17 protein-coding genes are annotated in these 15584 nt (G+C 43.3%); 3 read left to right on the top strand and 14 right to left on the bottom strand.

The window, feature by feature from the left end; translation table 11 throughout:
- Positions 1-13: 13 nt before the first annotated feature.
- The 4 genes from AC0SAP_RS02975 to AC0SAP_RS02990 form a co-directional block, all read right to left on the bottom strand.
- On the bottom strand, positions 14-139 hold the full coding sequence (locus AC0SAP_RS02975; protein ID WP_473382862.1) for a hypothetical protein: 126 nt from the start codon (positions 137-139) through the stop codon (positions 14-16).
- A 48-nt stretch (positions 140-187) separates the two neighbouring features.
- A complete protein-coding gene (locus AC0SAP_RS02980; RefSeq protein WP_473382863.1) occupies positions 188-313 on the bottom strand; it encodes a hypothetical protein in 126 nt (41 codons plus the stop codon).
- A 210-nt stretch (positions 314-523) separates the two neighbouring features.
- A complete protein-coding gene (locus AC0SAP_RS02985) occupies positions 524-652 on the bottom strand; it encodes a hypothetical protein (protein WP_473382865.1) in 129 nt (42 codons plus the stop codon).
- A 48-nt stretch (positions 653-700) separates the two neighbouring features.
- Positions 701-826, bottom strand: coding sequence for a hypothetical protein (locus AC0SAP_RS02990; protein WP_473382866.1), 126 nt, complete (start codon positions 824-826; stop codon positions 701-703).
- Between the two features lie 511 nt (positions 827-1337).
- Between AC0SAP_RS02990 and mutT the strand changes: the two genes are divergently transcribed.
- Positions 1338-1751, top strand: a complete 414-nt coding sequence (gene mutT / locus AC0SAP_RS02995) for an 8-oxo-dGTP diphosphatase MutT (RefSeq protein ID WP_473382868.1) — start codon at positions 1338-1340, stop codon at positions 1749-1751.
- A 94-nt stretch (positions 1752-1845) separates the two neighbouring features.
- On the opposite strand, the gene ruvA is transcribed toward mutT, so the two are convergent.
- Genes ruvA through AC0SAP_RS03010 form a run of 3 tightly spaced genes read right to left on the bottom strand, consistent with a single transcriptional unit; the run spans position 1846 to position 3715 of the window.
- Positions 1846-2454: a Holliday junction branch migration protein RuvA gene (gene ruvA / locus AC0SAP_RS03000; RefSeq protein WP_473382869.1), complete on the bottom strand. Its 609-nt coding sequence runs from the start codon at positions 2452-2454 to the stop codon at positions 1846-1848.
- A complete protein-coding gene (ruvC, locus tag AC0SAP_RS03005) occupies positions 2451-2933 on the bottom strand; it encodes a crossover junction endodeoxyribonuclease RuvC (RefSeq protein ID WP_109235804.1) in 483 nt (160 codons plus the stop codon). Before ruvC ends, ruvA begins: the two co-directional genes overlap by 4 nt.
- 29 nt (positions 2934-2962) lie before the next feature.
- Positions 2963-3715, bottom strand: coding sequence for a YebC/PmpR family DNA-binding transcriptional regulator (locus AC0SAP_RS03010; protein ID WP_286480452.1), 753 nt, complete (start codon positions 3713-3715; stop codon positions 2963-2965).
- Positions 3716-4152: 437 nt separating this feature from the next.
- Here AC0SAP_RS03010 and AC0SAP_RS03015 point away from each other — a divergent pair, with 437 nt between their 5' ends.
- Positions 4153-5055, top strand: coding sequence for a LysO family transporter (locus AC0SAP_RS03015; RefSeq protein WP_473382871.1), 903 nt, complete (start codon positions 4153-4155; stop codon positions 5053-5055).
- 882 nt (positions 5056-5937) lie between these two features.
- Here the strand turns inward: AC0SAP_RS03015 and AC0SAP_RS03020 are convergent.
- The 3 genes from AC0SAP_RS03020 to uriH all read right to left on the bottom strand — a co-directional run bounded on the left by AC0SAP_RS03020 (position 5938) and on the right by uriH (position 9272).
- A complete protein-coding gene (locus tag AC0SAP_RS03020; RefSeq protein WP_473382873.1) occupies positions 5938-6723 on the bottom strand; it encodes a large conductance mechanosensitive channel protein MscL in 786 nt (261 codons plus the stop codon).
- A gap of 184 nt (positions 6724-6907) precedes the next feature.
- On the bottom strand, positions 6908-8329 hold the full coding sequence (uriT, locus tag AC0SAP_RS03025; protein ID WP_473382874.1) for a uridine transporter UriT: 1422 nt from the start codon (positions 8327-8329) through the stop codon (positions 6908-6910).
- Positions 8316-9272 (bottom strand): uridine-preferring nucleoside hydrolase UriH, encoded by a 957-nt coding sequence (uriH, locus tag AC0SAP_RS03030; protein WP_473382876.1) that lies wholly within the window; start codon positions 9270-9272, stop codon positions 8316-8318. Before uriH ends, uriT begins: the two co-directional genes overlap by 14 nt.
- A gap of 431 nt (positions 9273-9703) precedes the next feature.
- Here uriH and AC0SAP_RS03035 point away from each other — a divergent pair, with 431 nt between their 5' ends.
- Complete coding sequence (locus AC0SAP_RS03035) at positions 9704-9889, top strand: YgaP family membrane protein (RefSeq protein ID WP_094566995.1); 186 nt, start codon at positions 9704-9706, stop codon at positions 9887-9889.
- Between the two features lie 630 nt (positions 9890-10519).
- On the opposite strand, the gene AC0SAP_RS03040 is transcribed toward AC0SAP_RS03035, so the two are convergent.
- The 4 genes from AC0SAP_RS03040 to argC all read right to left on the bottom strand — a co-directional run bounded on the left by AC0SAP_RS03040 (position 10520) and on the right by argC (position 15533).
- Positions 10520-11686: an aspartate aminotransferase family protein gene (locus AC0SAP_RS03040; RefSeq protein WP_473382878.1), complete on the bottom strand. Its 1167-nt coding sequence runs from the start codon at positions 11684-11686 to the stop codon at positions 10520-10522.
- Positions 11687-11881: 195 nt separating this feature from the next.
- Positions 11882-12757 (bottom strand): acetylglutamate kinase, encoded by an 876-nt coding sequence (gene argB / locus AC0SAP_RS03045; RefSeq protein ID WP_473382879.1) that lies wholly within the window; start codon positions 12755-12757, stop codon positions 11882-11884.
- Between the two features lie 138 nt (positions 12758-12895).
- A complete protein-coding gene (gene argJ, locus AC0SAP_RS03050; RefSeq protein WP_473382881.1) occupies positions 12896-14116 on the bottom strand; it encodes a bifunctional glutamate N-acetyltransferase/amino-acid acetyltransferase ArgJ in 1221 nt (406 codons plus the stop codon).
- A gap of 370 nt (positions 14117-14486) precedes the next feature.
- Entirely contained in the window at positions 14487-15533 is a 1047-nt protein-coding gene (gene argC, locus AC0SAP_RS03055) for an N-acetyl-gamma-glutamyl-phosphate reductase (RefSeq protein ID WP_473382882.1), read from the bottom strand.
- Positions 15534-15584: the final 51 nt, after the last annotated feature.

A 15584-nucleotide genomic window follows, 5' to 3' on the forward strand; every position in this document is an offset into this window, starting at 1 on the left:
TTGCCGGATCTTACTATCGCGTTCTTCCCCAAATTGCGTGCCGGCAAAGGGCATCAGAGATACCGACCTGCGGGCATGCACCGGTTAAAAGAACGAAATAGTCGGCTCCCGCAGTTCCACGAATTCTCTTAAGAATCATAAAAATGATTAGTTGAAACAACAGAGGCTGTTGCGTTGCCGGGTCTTACTATCGCGTTCTTCCAGAAATCTTGCGCCGGCAATAGGCATCAGAGATACCAACCTGCGGGCATGCAGTAGTGATAAGAGCGAAATAGTCAGCTCCCGCAGTTCCACGAATTCTCTCAAGAATCATAAAAATGATTAGTTGAAACAACAGAGGCTGTTGCGTTGCCGGATCTTACTATCGCGTGCTTTCAGAAATCACGTGCCGGCAATGGGCATCAGAAATATCGACCTGCGGGCATGCACCGGTTAAAAGAACGAAATAGTCGGTTCCCGCGGCTCCATCAATTCTCTTAAGAATGACAGGTCAAAACAGAAGAGGTTGATGAGGTACCGGAGATCACCATCGCATTCTTCCGAAAATCACGCGCCGGCAATGGGCATCAGAGATACCGACCTGCGGGCATGCACCGGTTAAAAGAACGAAATAGTCGGCTCCCGCAGTTCCACGAATTCTCTTAAGAATCATAAAAATGATTAGTTGAAACAACAAAGGCTGTTGCATTGCCGGGTCTTACTATCTCATTCTTCCAGAAATCTTACGCCGGCAATAGGCATTAGAGATGCAGACCTGCGGGCATGCACCGGTTAAAAGAGCGAAATAGTCAGCTCCCGCAGTTCCACGAATTCTCTTAAGAATCATAAAAATGATTAATTGAAACAACAGAGGCTGTTGCGTTGCCGGGTCTTACTATCGCGTTCTTCCCCAAATTGCGTGCCGGCAATAGGCATCAGAGATACCGACCTGCGGGCATGCACCTGTTAAAAGAACGAAATGGTTGGCTCCCGCGGCTCCACGAACCTTCTTATTGAAAAGATTAAAACTAACTGAAGCTGAACGTTGCCGGAGATCACCATCGCATTCTTCCGAAAATCACGCGCCGGCAATGGGCATCAGAGATACCGACCTGCGGGCATGCACCGGTTAAAAGAGCGAAATAGTCGGTTCCCGCGGCTCCACGAACCTTCTTATTGAAAAGATTAAAACTAACTGAAGCTGAACGTTGCCGAAGATCACCATCGCATTCTTCCGAAAATCACGCGCCGGCAATGGGCGATCGCCTATCACCGGCAAATAGGATCAATCCCCTCGACTATTGAGAATTCGCTATAATAGAGATTCCTAATAAAAACCTCATTGAAAAGAGTGATAGATGAAGAAAAAGATTAGAGTGGTTGCCGCCATTATTTGGGATGAGCGAAGAGAGAGAATCCTTTTAAGTCGCCGAAAAGCAGAACAAGATTTTGCCGGTCTCTGGGAATTCCCCGGCGGAAAAGTCGAAGAGAGTGAACCGGATCAAGCCGCTTTAGTGCGAGAACTCAAAGAAGAGATCACGATTGAAGCAACACTTTTTGAGGAGGCGCTCTCCTTTCAATACCATTATCCCGATAAAACGATCGACTTTGTCATCTTTGAAGTCTTTAGCTTTACAGGGATACCTCAAGGCGCCGAATCACAAGAGATCGCTTGGGTTGAACAAGATCAATTGAGCGAACGACAATTTCCGGCCGCCAATAAAATGATGATCGACTATCTGCAAGAAAAATCAGACCATAAGCTCGAATAAAATGACGCAAAAAAATGCCGAGTATTATAACCTCGGCATTCTTGTTTCATGCTTTTCTCTTGATGATTGAGATGACAACCTTAAACAGTCATGATCATAATTTGAGCGCTAATGGGATAATCGCCTCTAATGTTAAACCTGGTTTTGCAATCTTATTGACGCGTTTTTTCGCTTCAGTTTGACTATAACCAAGACTCACTAACGCTTCAATCGCATCTGTGATAATCGCATCACCATCAGAGATTAACGTTCCACTGCTAGCAGCAATCAGATCATCGGTAATATCAAGTGGCGCTAAGGCTTTAATCTTATCCCGAAGCTCTACAATCAGTCGCTCTGCCGTCTTCTTACCCACTCCAGGAACCTTTGTTAAACTATTGAGATCCTCGGTCTGAATCACACGATAGAGCTCCTCTGCAGAGAGTCCAGAGAGAATAAGAATCGCACTCTTAGGACCAATACCCGAGACACGAATCAAGAGTCGAAATGCTTCTCGCTCTTTAGGGCTACTAAAACCATAAAGAAGAGAGGCATCTTCCCGCACAACATGATGAATCGTAAGCTGAACGTTCTCCCCTTCGCTCGGTAATTGTGCAAAGCTACTCATCGGTAGCTCCACTTCATAACCCACACCACCTACATCGATCAAAGCCTGATTTGGCAGACGCTTCTCTGCCAAAATACCGGTTAAACGACCAATCATACTAATCCCCCTAACTTTGAATGAAATGCATGTGTTAATGCTGCGGCCAAAGCATCTGCCGCATCTGCTTGTGGCTTGCGATTTAACTTTAAAAGGCTCTGAACCATATGTTGCACCTGCTCTTTAGCCGCATGCCCACGCCCCACAACCGTCTGCTTAATACGGGTTGCCGCATATTCCGCGACGATTAATTCTGCCATCGCCGCAGCACACATCACAACACCACGAGCTTGCCCTAATTTAAGGGCCGATTGTGGATTTTTGTGTAAAAAAACCTCTTCAATCGAGAGGACTTCAGGACGATAGAGCGCAATCAACTGATCGACACCTTGAAAAATCGTTAAGAGGCGATTGGCCATCGGTTCATCTGTCTTCATTCGAATACAGCCAGAATCCACATATTGTGGCCTTCTACCGCTAGCATCAATCACCCCATAACCGGTAATTCTAGAACCTGGATCGATTCCTAATATAATCATATAATCCTGTAAGAATTATGAGTAAGCAATCATTGGAAGAGTTGCTCTAAAATCTCATCAGAGATATCCGCATTAGAGTAGACCTTCTGAACATCATCGAGGTTTTCTAACGCTTCCACCATCGCCATCACTTTCTTCGCAGCTTCAAGATCGATCGTGACGTTATTATCAGCATATTGTGTGACTTCTGAATCTTCCGGCTCTAAACCTGCTTCAACCATCGCATTATGTACATCGACATAGCTCTGCGGTGTGGTTAAGACCTCAATAGAACCATCTTCATCAACAATCACATCTTCTGCACCGGCATTAATCGCCGCTTCCATAATCGCATCTTCATCTGAATTTTCAGGATAGGAGAGAACGCCCAATTCTCTAAACTGGAAAGCAACAGAACCATCCGTTCCTAAATTGCCACCATATTTCGTGAAAGCATGACGCACTTCCCCAGCGGTACGATTACGATTATTAGAGAGGCAATCGACCATCACGGCAACGCCGCCGGCACCATAACCTTCATAACGGATCTCTTCATCAGGAGGACCATCGGTAATACCAAGACCACGATTCACGGCCCGCTCAATCGTATCTTTTGGCATATTTGCAGCATAAGCGCGATCAATCGCAAGGCGGAGACGTGGATTACTCTCTGGATCGCCATTTCCTGATGTTCTGACTGCAATTGTGATCTCACGGATCAATTTGGTAAAAATTTTACCGCGTTTTTTATCTTGAGCACCTTTACGATGCTGTATATTTGCCCATTTACTGTGACCTGCCATATATCTACCTTATTGTGACAAGATTGATAAAAGAAAAGAGTAATAACGAATTCATAAAGAGAGCATTTTACCATAAAAGATGATAAACAAATGAACGATTAACAGATAGAGGATCAACTAACTTTCGATTAATCAATAGAAAAACAATAGAAAAGTAAATTAAAGAGCCGATAAAAACTCTTTGCATATCGCTTCTCGCAGCACTTCTCACATTGTTTCTAATAACGGTTTCTCTCTTATGATTTATTCTTATAAACTTCTCTTATAATCTCTGTGATCATCATAAAAGGAAAGATGAAAATCACTCTCTTCTCCCGCTATTATCTGTTAAGCTATAATGCGCAACAGTTAGCTCGCAATTGTCTGACAAGATTGCCGTAAATTGGTTAGGTTCTATCCTATTTCCCTTAGCTCTTACCGATAGCGTCTCTAAAATTATGCTCCAAACACTGACTTGGGTTCTCCTTCCGCTGCTCATTGGCTTTGCCATTCCCCTTAAGAAGCGCGCATTGATTAAGCTTGTCGATCATCTTCTGATCGCGCTGATCTACATTATTCTCTTTATCATGGGGTTAAATCTAGCAGCGATCCCCGATCTGTGGCAACAATTGCAATCGATCTTTGGTAAGACACTACTCTTTATTGTCTTAATCTTAGGGTTAAATATGATCACCCTAATCTTTCTCGATAAGCAGCTTCCCTTTCCACTGAAACCGAGTTCTGTCAAAAAAGAGTCGACCTGGAAGGCGCTTCTAGGCTCATCTAAGCTTATTGGTGCCATTATTTTAGGTCTTATTGTAGGTTTAATCGCCAACCAATATATCTATCTTCCCGAGCATTTAGCAGAGATTGCCCTCATGATACTGCTTGCCTGTGTGGGTCTACAGCTTCGAGCAAGTGGGGTTCATCTTAAAGCCGTGCTTTTAAACCGTTATGGACTTATTCTGAGCTTCTTCTTTATTCTCTCCTCCTTTGCCGGAGGGATAATTGCTGCACTCATTTTACAGATGCCGATCACACAAGGATTGGCCATTAGCTCTGGATTTGGTTGGTATTCACTCTCCACCATTATTCTCCAAGATGCCCATGGTCCGATCTTAGGATCAATCGCCTTCTTTAATGATCTTTTCCGCGAATTTTTCGCTTTTATGGTGATTCCGCTACTGATGGCACGCTATCCATTAACCGCTGTTGGATCGGGCGGCGCAACCTCTCTCGATTTTGTTTTACCGGTCATTCAAAGAACGGGAGGCGCACAAGTTGTCCCTATCGCGATTAGTTTCGGCTTTATCACCAATATCTTAGCGCCGATCTTTTTAGTCTTTTTTGCAAATCTCTAATCACTTATAAAAGGTTTTAACAGACCCTAAGACGATTTCTGGAATCGCGGGAACCAACTATTTCGCTCTTATCACTCCTGCATGCCCCGCTTGGTCGGCATCTCTAATGTCAGGAAAAATAGCGTTAAAATGATGATATTTGTTGGTGATAAGAGATCACCAACTGCCGGCGCGTGAGCTTTGAAAGAACGCGATGGTGAAATCCGGCAGCGTTCAGCTTTTGTTGTCTTAATAAATCATTCTTAAGAAAGTTCGTGGAGCCGCGGGAACTAACTATTTCATTCTTTTAACCACTGCATGCCCGCAGGTCGGCATCTCTGATGCCCTTTGCCGGCACGCAATTTGGGGAAGAATGAGATAGTAAGACCCGGCAACGCAACAGCCTCTATTGTTTCAACTAATCATTTTTATGATTCTTAAGAGAATTCGTGGAACTGCGGGAACCAACTATTTCGCTCTTATCACTCCTGCATGCCCGCAGGTCGGCATCAATGATGCCGAGAGAAATCAGATCTACCAAAAACCATGATCGAGATGATGATCGGTAATCGAGAGATTACCTCTTGCCGGCACAAGATTTCTGCAAGAACGCAATGGTGATCTCCGGCAGCGTTCAGCTTTTGTTGTCTTAATGAATCATTCTTAAGAAAGTTCGTGGAGCCGTGGGAGCCAACCATTTCGCTCTTATCACGCCTGCATGCCCGCTTGGTCGGCATCAATGATGCCGAGAGAAATCAGATCTACCAAAAACCATGATCGAGATGATGATCAGTAATCGAGAGATTACCTCTTGCCGGCACAAGATTTCTGCAAGAACGCGATGGTGAGATCCGGCAGCGTTCAGCCCTTTTATATCAATCAGATGAGTGTTAATCGATGAATTTAAGAACGGCGATTACGAATCAAATAATCAAGATCATTCGGGAGATTCTCTCGGCGTTGATCCTTCGATGAATCCTGCTCCTTAAATAGATGATCAATCTCTAGATGGTCAATCTCCTCTTTATCCGGCGCTGAGAACTCTTTAGATTTAAAAGAATTCTCTTCTCTCTTCTTGATTAACTGCTGCCGTAAAATAACGAACATTGATCCAAAGAATACTTTAATCATGATTAAGAAGAACAGATAGATCACCGCAACAACTATCACCGCTTCCGGCACAATAGGCATCGATAGATCGAGAACAAAAGCGACCAATCCCCCCATCTTTAATAATCCTAACGTTGCACTACCGGCAAGAAGTGCAATCAGTAGCGCTTCAATACTCTTTAAAACAGCTATCGGTAACGCCTCCTCCTCTTCAATAGCAGAGATTCGACTAAGAATCTGATAGGCAAAGAAAAAGACTCCCCAAATCGTTAAAATTAACTGCCCATTACTTGCCCCTTTTGTGCTTCCATAGAGCGATGATGACCAAGGAAGTAGGAGAAGTGCAAAGAGAATAAGAGGATAACTCCCAACGAGTGAAACAATCAGACGAAGCGGTAGAAAGAACGCTGCAAGCTTTCGATGTCGCGAGACACCAAAGAGAAGGAGCGATAAGAACGCGCCGGCAATCGCAGCAATAAAGGTAGATCCTAATACGATCTCAATCGTCGCCAGTGTCCCCTCATAAAGAGGGGATGACATCTGCTCGATCCATCTTTGCGTAGTGCCCAAACTAACCATCTTTTCTCTCCATTTACTTCCCCCTTAACCGCACTTTTAACTCCACAAGTCAAAGCCCGATCTCTGACCTAACAATCAAAAAAAGCAGTATCAACATCTCACGATACCGATACTGCTCTATTATGCCATGATCAAAAATGCATTAACTTATTTTGTGATCCTGATTCTAATCTTCTCTTAAACCTTACTCTGCGCCGGCAACCTCTGCACTAAGGGGTTTAGGAATTAAGAAGGAGACTAAAAGGGCCACAACCGTAATGATAAGACCTAATAACATCCCATTACCATATCCCTGTAGAAGATCACTACTCAATACCAACATTGCCGGTAAGAGCGCAAAACTTAAGCCTGCACCAATATGGAATGCCGCAGCATTCATCCCCGGCAAAAAGCCCGGATTATCTTCTGGTGAAAGAACAACGCCTAAACCATTGAGCATAATGTTCGCTGTTCCGGCATACATCACCCCGATCAGTAGCGTTCCTAAAATCAGAATGGTCAGAGAGCCTAAGCCAAAGAGCATCAAGATCAAAATTCCTATGATGCTCCCGATCAAACCGAAACGAAGAATGCGATTATAACCCCAAATAGGCGCTAATTTCCCCATGAAAGGTCCAACTAACCAACCGATTAAGGCGTAAGGTGCAAGAAGATAGATCGCTGTCTTATTCGCAGTAAAGTCAAAACCGATCTCTCCATTTTGCGCAAAAGAGACCACTAAGCCATTGACAACGGCAAAGATACCGGTCATCGTCAGAACCGTGGTTAAAAGCAGTGCCCAAGTTGAGCGCTCTTTAAGATGCTCCACCGTAACAAGTGGCTCACTAATACGCTTCTCAATCTGAATAAAGAAGAGAAAAGAGAGAATCGCAATAACAATAGAAATTGCGACAATCCACCAGTTGGCATGTGTGATCTTCCCTGCTTCATTAAAGGCAACTAAGAATCCAGCCAAGGTAATGACCAAAAAGAGAACGCCAAACCAATCCATCTTCTGCCCTGCGGAAGGTTTTGTCTCTCTCACACCTTTGAGAATAAAGGGGAGCGTGATAAGACCAACAGCAGCAATAAACCAGAATACCGGGCGGAAACCAAAGTGAGTGGCAATAAATCCACCTAAGAAAGCATCAATCCCGGCGATTCCACCATTGACAGCGGTAATAATCCCCATCAACATCCCGTAACGTTTTGGATCATTCACTTCAGCATGGAGCATCAACAGACAGAGCGGAACAACAGGTCCTGAAAAGCCTTGAATAATGCGTGATACGAAGTAGAGCTCGATATTAGGCGTAATGGCTGAAAGGACCCCACCGATCGTTGTCACAAAGATCAAAATAAAGAGGATCTTACGGCGACCGACAATATCACTTAAGCGTGGAATAAAGATAGAAAAGAGCGCCGCTGACATAAAGAAGGCTGTTTGTGAAAGGCCTATCGTTGCCTCTGATGTATCAAGCGCGCCGGCAATCGTCACTAATACCGGGTTGAGCATGGTTGCATTGAGCTGAAAAGCCATACAGGCCATCAAGAGCGCAACCATAAGAGGAACCACACTCCGTGGTTCCGTCACCTCGGCAGATTTTGTAATATCATTCTGCGTCATAATCCACCTCGCCGATATGCTCTAATGCTTCGACTATGAGATCCCAAAAGTAAGCGTGATTTAATTTCACTGCAACCTGCGTATGGCAATCTTCACTCGGTGGCATACGGAAATCAGCAACCGTCATCCCCAGAGTTAATGTTCCCGTTAACTCAATATCGACCGGCACCTTCTGTGTCGTCATCACCGCTGGATCGATCACATAAGCAACCGCACAGGGATCATGAACCGGTGGATAGATAAATCCTTGCGCTTTTTCATAAAGCACACCAAAGTGTTCCAATAGTTCCACCACAAATTTTGCCGGCTTTGTGCCAATCTGTGCAATTTTCTCAATCACATCGGGAGTTGCTAAAGCTTGATGCGTTAAATCGAGGCCTACCATCGTTAAAGGCCATTTTTCATTAAAGACAATATGGGCAGCTTCTGGGTCAATCTTGATATTAAATTCAGCAACGGCGCTCCAGTTTCCAACATGATAGCCACCGCCCATTAAAACAACCTCTTTCACAAGCGAGGCGATCTTGGGCTCTTTACGGACTGCCATCGCAATATTGGTCAAGCCACCAGTTGGAACTAATGTTACTGTCTTTGGTGGATGGCTGAGAATAGTCTCAATAATGAGGTCGACCGCATGACGCGAATCGAGTTCAAGATCAGGTTCTGGCAATGTTGGGCCATCTAAACCCGATTCCCCATGAACATCAGGAGCAATCTCAATTTCACGCACTAATGGTCTTGAACAACCTGCGGCAAATGGAACGCCGACAATATTAGCAACCTTTGCCAATCCTAAAGCATTACGGGTCACCTTCTCTAATGTCTGATTTCCCACAACGGTCGTGACCGCTAAGAGTTCGATATTGGGATTCCCATGCGCTAAAAGAAGTGCAATGGCATCATCATGCCCAGGATCACAATCTAAAATGATTTTCTTGACCATATTCATTACCTCATATTGTCCTATTCAAAAGTGACTACACTACTGACTACACTACAATTTTAGAGCGCTATGATGACATTGTCATTAAAGCTTCTCATTCAATTGCCAGCCCGACTGTGAAAAGAGTGCATTATACAGTGGTTAGCGCTCTCTTTACCTAAAGATATTGACTACATTTTGACCTTTCGCAAAGAATAACACAACACTTTCTCCCTCCACTTCTTAGATTTTAGCACTCAATGTTGCTGCAAATGCTACTCATCGTCGAGATACGCTAAAGATAAGTTAGAAGAGAAGTGGTATTAAAAGTTGTACTTCAGAGGAATACCATATAATATATAAATTCATATATTATTTACCCATTAGCCTATAAACCCAAATAAGAATCCAAATAACTCATCAGAAAAATCTGATAAATAGAGGAGCTTCATATGAAAAAGAATATTGGAACACTCGATGCAACTATTCGTATCATCGTTGGCATCATCATCTTAAGTTTAGTCTTTATTGGTCCTAAATCACTTTGGGGCTTAATCGGTTTAGTTCCACTTTTAACAGGAATTATCCGCTACTGCCCACTCTACCCTGTTCTAGGTATCAATACTTGTAAGAAATAACAGCTGTAAAAAGGAATAGTCGCTCTAATCCCCCATCAGAGCGACTATCTTTTATATAAAGTAAAGTATCACACCTCTTTAAAAGCCTTTGAGAGTTAGATCTACGTTCCCTTAAGCTATGCATTGCCAATCCCTATACTACTTTGCAACGCTCTAACTGATCCCTCTTATAAGGCTCTTTTTTATTTCTATTTTATTCTTATTTTATTATTTGCTTGTAGATCGCTTATTGCCGGCATGCAATTGATGGAAGTATGCAGTAGTGATCTCCGGCAATTCAACAGCTTCTGTTTTCATGCATACCCTCTAAGATGATTTCTGGAGCCGCGGGAACCGACTATTTCGCTCTTTTTACCCCCGCATGCCCGCAGAATGGCATCAATGATGCCAAGAGAAATCAGATCTACTGAAAACCATGATTGGGATGAGTATCGGTAATCGAGAGATTGCCGCTTGCCGGCGCGTGATTTTTGAAAGAACGCGATGGTGAGATCCGGCAGCGTTCAACCTCTTTTATTTCAATATCTTCAATCACTAAAGTAACGACATTTACCTTTAGTACCGATAATAAAAAATCGCACCTAATGTGCGATTTTAAAATACTTTATGCTTTCAATAATCTCTGGAGCATTACGCCTCTTTAAGTGCGCTCAAGGCTGCGTCTAAAATAGGGATCGTTGCATCGATCTCCTTCTCTGTCACAATAAGCGCTGGGAAATAACGAACAACATTCCCCCCTGCGGAGACTAAAAGTAGCTTACGTGCTAAAGCCTCTTTGACTAGATCCCCTGCTGATAGAGAATCATCGAGCTTAAACCCTAAAAGTAATCCTTTTCCACGAATCTCAACAATCTCTGGATGCTTCTTCTGTAATGATTCTAAAGCACTATGGGCATATTCTCCCATCGTTTTCACATGAGAGAGCATCTCTTCTGAAGTGATCTCATCTAATACCGTTGCGGCAACACTACAGACAAAAGGATTGCCACCATAAGTTGAGCCGTGATCGCCCGGTACTAAGATCTCATTTGCTTTCCCTTTTGTGATACAAGCTCCGATCGGCACTCCACCCCCTAATGCTTTTGCTAATGTCACAACATCTGCTTTTAAAGGAAGCTGATCAGAATAGAGAACTGTCCCGGTACGCGACATTCCACATTGAATCTCATCGAAGATCACTAATGCTTGATGCTCTTCTGCTAAACGCGCAATCTCTGCAATAAAAGATTCCGTTGCTGAGGTTAATCCCCCTTCCCCTTGGATCGGCTCCAAAATAATGGCACAGACATCACTATTAAAATGTGCTTTTAACATGTCTATATCATTAAACTCAATCTCTACCGTATTAGGAATCAAAGGGCGATAATCTGCTTGATACTTCTCCTGACCCGTAACGGCTAAAGTCCCTGTCGTACGCCCATGAAAGGAGTTTTTCATATAGAGAATCACATTTTTAGAAGGAGAGAGCTGCTTTCCATATTTTCGTGCAATTTTAAGTGCTAGCTCATTTGCTTCTGCACCACTATTGCAGAAGAAGACACGATCATAACCGGTTGCGGCAAGTAACTTTTCTGCTGCGCGATTTTGCGCCTCATTGTAGTAGAGGTTAGAGACATGAAGTAGCGTCTCCGCCTGCTTTTGAATTGTTTCAACCATTTTAGGGTGCGCATGACCTAACGCATTGACCGCAATACCGGAGACAAAATCGAGATATCGATCCCCCTTATCATCAATCAATGTTAACCCTTCACCCTTTACAAAATTGACCGGAAACCGATTATATACATTAAGTAGCATCTCTTATCCTTTTGGTTTTACGCTATTATATTTTACAGTTGATCGACCTCTCATCATCTCTTACTATCGCTCATAGATTGAGAGAGATCCTATCGACATATTCTATTGTTCACTATTATTGACGATTATTGACGATTATTGATTTTAAACTCTATTTATGACTCTGCTTATGACTCGCATATGACCTAAGGAGCGTTAATCTTTATAGATCATCGTTCCGCAACCCTCTTCTGTGAAGAGTTCTAATAAGATCGAATGACGAATCTGCCCATTTAAGATAATGACATGATGAACACCACGCTCAATCGCCTCAAGACAGGTATTGACCTTCGGAATCATCCCACCGCTGATAATCCCCTGATCAATATAAGATTTTGCTGTTGTGACCGACATATCGGCAATGAGAGAACTCTTATCTTCAAAGTCACGATAGACACCATTGACATCGGTTAAGAAGATTAAGCGATACGCTTCGACAGCGGCGGCAACTTCTCCGGCCACATAATCGGCATTGATATTGAAGGTCTCGCCGGCAGGGCCAATCCCGATCGATGAGATCACAGGAATATAATCTTGCTCTACCAAAATATCGATCAAGGCACGATCAACAGATTCGATCTCACCAACATAGCCGATATCGATCTTTTCACCCTCTTTCTCAATATATTTCTTACGCGCCGTTAACATCCCGCCATCTTTACCACTTAAGCCTACAGCTTTTGCACCTAAGCGATTAAGATCTGCCACAATGCCCTTATTGATCTTCGCCGATAGCACCATCTCCGCTATCTCAACCGTTTCAGCATCGCTAACGCGATTGCCCTCTACAAAATGGCTCTCTTTGTTGACCCGTTTTAGCATGGCATTAATTTCAGGACCACCACCATGAATAATGATGGGACGTAATCCGACATACTTCATCAGAACGATATCCTTCATAAACTCATCGCGCACCTTTTCATCCACCATGGCGGCACCCCCATACTTGATCACTACCGTTTTATCCGCATATTTACGAATAAATGGTAATGCCTCCACCAAGATATGGGCCTTATCGTGATTGGTAATCATCCTCTATCCTTATTACTTTCTTCTTGTTTTCTTCTTGCTTTCTTATAAACCTAGATCCCAATGACTACGAGCATGTTTACAAATAAGAAAGTGATCAATCTATAAACAGGCTCGTACTCCATTCATCCTACAACAGAGTTAAGTGCGATAATCGGCATTGATCTTGATGTAATCGTAGGAGAGATCGCATCCCCAAGCAGTTGCCGTACTCCCCCCATTCATCAGATCAACAAAGATGGTGATCGTCTCCTCTTTTAAGAGGGCATCAAGTTCAGACTCATCAAATTTTGCACCAAACCCATCTGCAACAATCTGCACCGATTTGCCAGCAGCTTCGATAAAGACCTGCACCTTTGAGATATCATATTCTGCCGTTGCATTTCCTACCGCACAGATAATTCTTCCCCAGTTGCCATCTTCACCAAAGATCGCTGTCTTCACAAGACTTGAGGTCACAACTGATTTGGCAACGCTCTGCGCATCTGCTAAAGAGCGAGCATGCTCAACACGAACTTCTAGAAGTTTAGTCGCCCCTTCCCCATCTCGTGCAATCTTCTTCGCTAATAACTGATTAACGGTATCTAATCCCCGCTTAAATTTGAGGTAGGCATCTCCGCTCGCTTCAATTTTGGTGTGATTAGCAAGGCCATTGGCAAAGATAAATGCAGAGTCATTCGTACTAGTATCGCCATCAACAGAGACCATATTGTAAGAGGTATTCACACTCGCGGAGAAAGCCTTTTGTAACATCTCTTTTGAGATATTAGCATCTGTTGTTAAGACGGCAATCATCGTCGCCATATTGGGATGAATCATACCCGAACCTTTCGCCATCCCCGAGATAGTGACGATCTCACCTTCTAACTCAAAGTAGACTGCCACCTCTTTAGAGACAAGATCAGTCGTCATGATCGCTTCTGCGGCTTCATTCCCTCCTTCACGACTAAGTGCCTTAGGAACTTCGACTAATCCTTTACGAATAATCTCCATCGGCAACTGTTGACCGATCACACCGGTAGAAGCGACAAAGATCGACTCGGTATCGACATCCATCTCTTTAGCAACTATTTCACACATCTCCAATGCATTTTCCACACCCTCTTCACCGGTACAAGCATTGGCATTTCCACTATTGATAATCAGACCGCGATGCGTCTCATTTGCTAAAAAGCCGGCACAAAGATCGACCGGTGCTGCACGAAACTTATTTTGGGTCAATGTTGCGGCTGCAACTGCCGGCGTTTCACTCCAGATAAAAGCGAGATCTTTCTTCCCACTCTCCTTAATTCCTGCCGTAATACCGGCGGCTTGAAATCCCGGGGTTGAGGTAATCGTCCCGTCTTTCAAAATTGTAATCATGATTCTTCACTCCTAATATTGAGAATCTTACTTCCCTAAAACTTCGACCTAATCTAAAACAAGGTCTAAAAGATAATTATTCAATCTATAAGCATCCAATGTTCACTCAATATTTATTCAATATTTATTCCATACTCATTCCATAAATATTAGAACCCTATCCTAAAACATTAAGTTACAAACAGCTCAATAGATTAGATTGATCTGACTATCGATCTTAAGGTCGATATAAAATAGCAACAACTATAACAAATATCGTTTTAAATACAGTATTTTAAATAGAGTGTTTTAAATATAGCTTCAAATATAGCTTCAAATATTGAATGATGCTTTCACTGACATCCTCTGACTTTCACTCTCTAAAGTGGCGTTAAATATACATAGAGAGTATCTTTAATCCCTCATCTTCTGGACGTTTAAACATAATATTCATACTCTGAACCGCCTGCCCTGCAGCGCCTTTGATAAGGTTATCAATAGCCGAGATCACGATCACTTTTCGTCGCTTTTCATCGACTCGCAGAGCAATATCACAAAAGTTGGTACCGCGTACATGGCTCAATTCTGGCAACCCTTTACGCACACGCATAAAAGGTTCATCGCGATAGAACGCTTCATAGAGTTTGTAAGCATCCGCCTCGCTAAAGCTTTTATCATCAGCAAAATCGAGATAGATCGTTGAAAGAATCCCTCGATTAAGTGGTAAAAGATGGGGAGTAAAGAGAACAGCAACGCCCTGAGGATCATCCTGCAACTTTGCTAACTCTTTCTCCATCTCTGGTGTATGGCGATGATTAAGAAGCCCATAAGGCTTGAAGTTCTCATTCACTTCACAAAAGAGAGAGGTTGTTTTAGCATCTCTGCCGGCACCTGTTGTTCCTGTTTTAGAATCGATAATAAGATCAGGCTTCACCCACTGATTGGCAATAAGGGGGGCAGCACCTAAAATCGCTGATGTTGGAAAACAGCCAGGAGAAGCGACAATCGGCGCATCAACAATTCTCTTTCGGTGTAACTCCGGCATTCCATAAACGGCAAGATGGCTAATATCTGTTGCCTGATGCGTCACCTTATACCAAGACTCATACTGCTTGATATCTTCAAAGCGGAAATCTGCACCAAGATCGATCACCTTAACACCAGCGGCATAGGCCTCTTTTGTTAATCCTTGCGATAAACCATGAGGCAAAGCCATAAAGAGAAGATCGATCTCATCTAGTCGCGCCATAAAATCACGATCTTTCAGAAGCGTATGATCTAAGCGCCCTTCATAGTTAGGATAGACTTCAGCAATATTCATATCAGCGTAAGATTTTGAAGAGAGAAGCCTTATCTCTACCTCGGGATGCTGCTCTAATAACCACAATAGCTGCTGGCCGGCATAACCCGTCACCCCGATAATTCCAACCCTGATCATTTCCTCTCCTAATTGATGTTGTCGATCCTTCGATCTGCTTTAACTTGATGC

The organism is Ignatzschineria sp. PL_is040, assembly GCF_055813795.1.

Bases quoted from the DNA above. Each gene is read 5' to 3' on its own strand.
- AC0SAP_RS02975 (WP_473382862.1), bottom strand. From the start codon at position 139: ATGATTCTTAAGAGAATTCGTGGAACTGCGGGAGCCGACTATTTCGTT.
- AC0SAP_RS02980 (WP_473382863.1), bottom strand. From the start codon at position 313: ATGATTCTTGAGAGAATTCGTGGAACTGCGGGAGCTGACTATTTCGCT.
- AC0SAP_RS02985 (WP_473382865.1), bottom strand. From the start codon at position 652: ATGATTCTTAAGAGAATTCGTGGAACTGCGGGAGCCGACTATTTCGTT.
- AC0SAP_RS02990 (WP_473382866.1), bottom strand. From the start codon at position 826: ATGATTCTTAAGAGAATTCGTGGAACTGCGGGAGCTGACTATTTCGCT.
- mutT (WP_473382868.1), top strand. From the start codon at position 1,338: ATGAAGAAAAAGATTAGAGTGGTTGCCGCCATTATTTGGGATGAGCGA.
- ruvA (WP_473382869.1), bottom strand. From the start codon at position 2,454: ATGATTGGTCGTTTAACCGGTATTTTGGCAGAGAAGCGTCTGCCAAAT.
- ruvC (WP_109235804.1), bottom strand. From the start codon at position 2,933: ATGATTATATTAGGAATCGATCCAGGTTCTAGAATTACCGGTTATGGG.
- AC0SAP_RS03010 (WP_286480452.1), bottom strand. From the start codon at position 3,715: ATGGCAGGTCACAGTAAATGGGCAAATATACAGCATCGTAAAGGTGCT.
- AC0SAP_RS03015 (WP_473382871.1), top strand. From the start codon at position 4,153: ATGCTCCAAACACTGACTTGGGTTCTCCTTCCGCTGCTCATTGGCTTT.
- AC0SAP_RS03020 (WP_473382873.1), bottom strand. From the start codon at position 6,723: ATGGTTAGTTTGGGCACTACGCAAAGATGGATCGAGCAGATGTCATCC.
- uriT (WP_473382874.1), bottom strand. From the start codon at position 8,329: ATGACGCAGAATGATATTACAAAATCTGCCGAGGTGACGGAACCACGG.
- uriH (WP_473382876.1), bottom strand. From the start codon at position 9,272: ATGGTCAAGAAAATCATTTTAGATTGTGATCCTGGGCATGATGATGCC.
- AC0SAP_RS03035 (WP_094566995.1), top strand. From the start codon at position 9,704: ATGAAAAAGAATATTGGAACACTCGATGCAACTATTCGTATCATCGTT.
- AC0SAP_RS03040 (WP_473382878.1), bottom strand. From the start codon at position 11,686: ATGCTACTTAATGTATATAATCGGTTTCCGGTCAATTTTGTAAAGGGT.
- argB (WP_473382879.1), bottom strand. From the start codon at position 12,757: ATGATTACCAATCACGATAAGGCCCATATCTTGGTGGAGGCATTACCA.
- argJ (WP_473382881.1), bottom strand. From the start codon at position 14,116: ATGATTACAATTTTGAAAGACGGGACGATTACCTCAACCCCGGGATTT.
- argC (WP_473382882.1), bottom strand. From the start codon at position 15,533: ATGATCAGGGTTGGAATTATCGGGGTGACGGGTTATGCCGGCCAGCAG.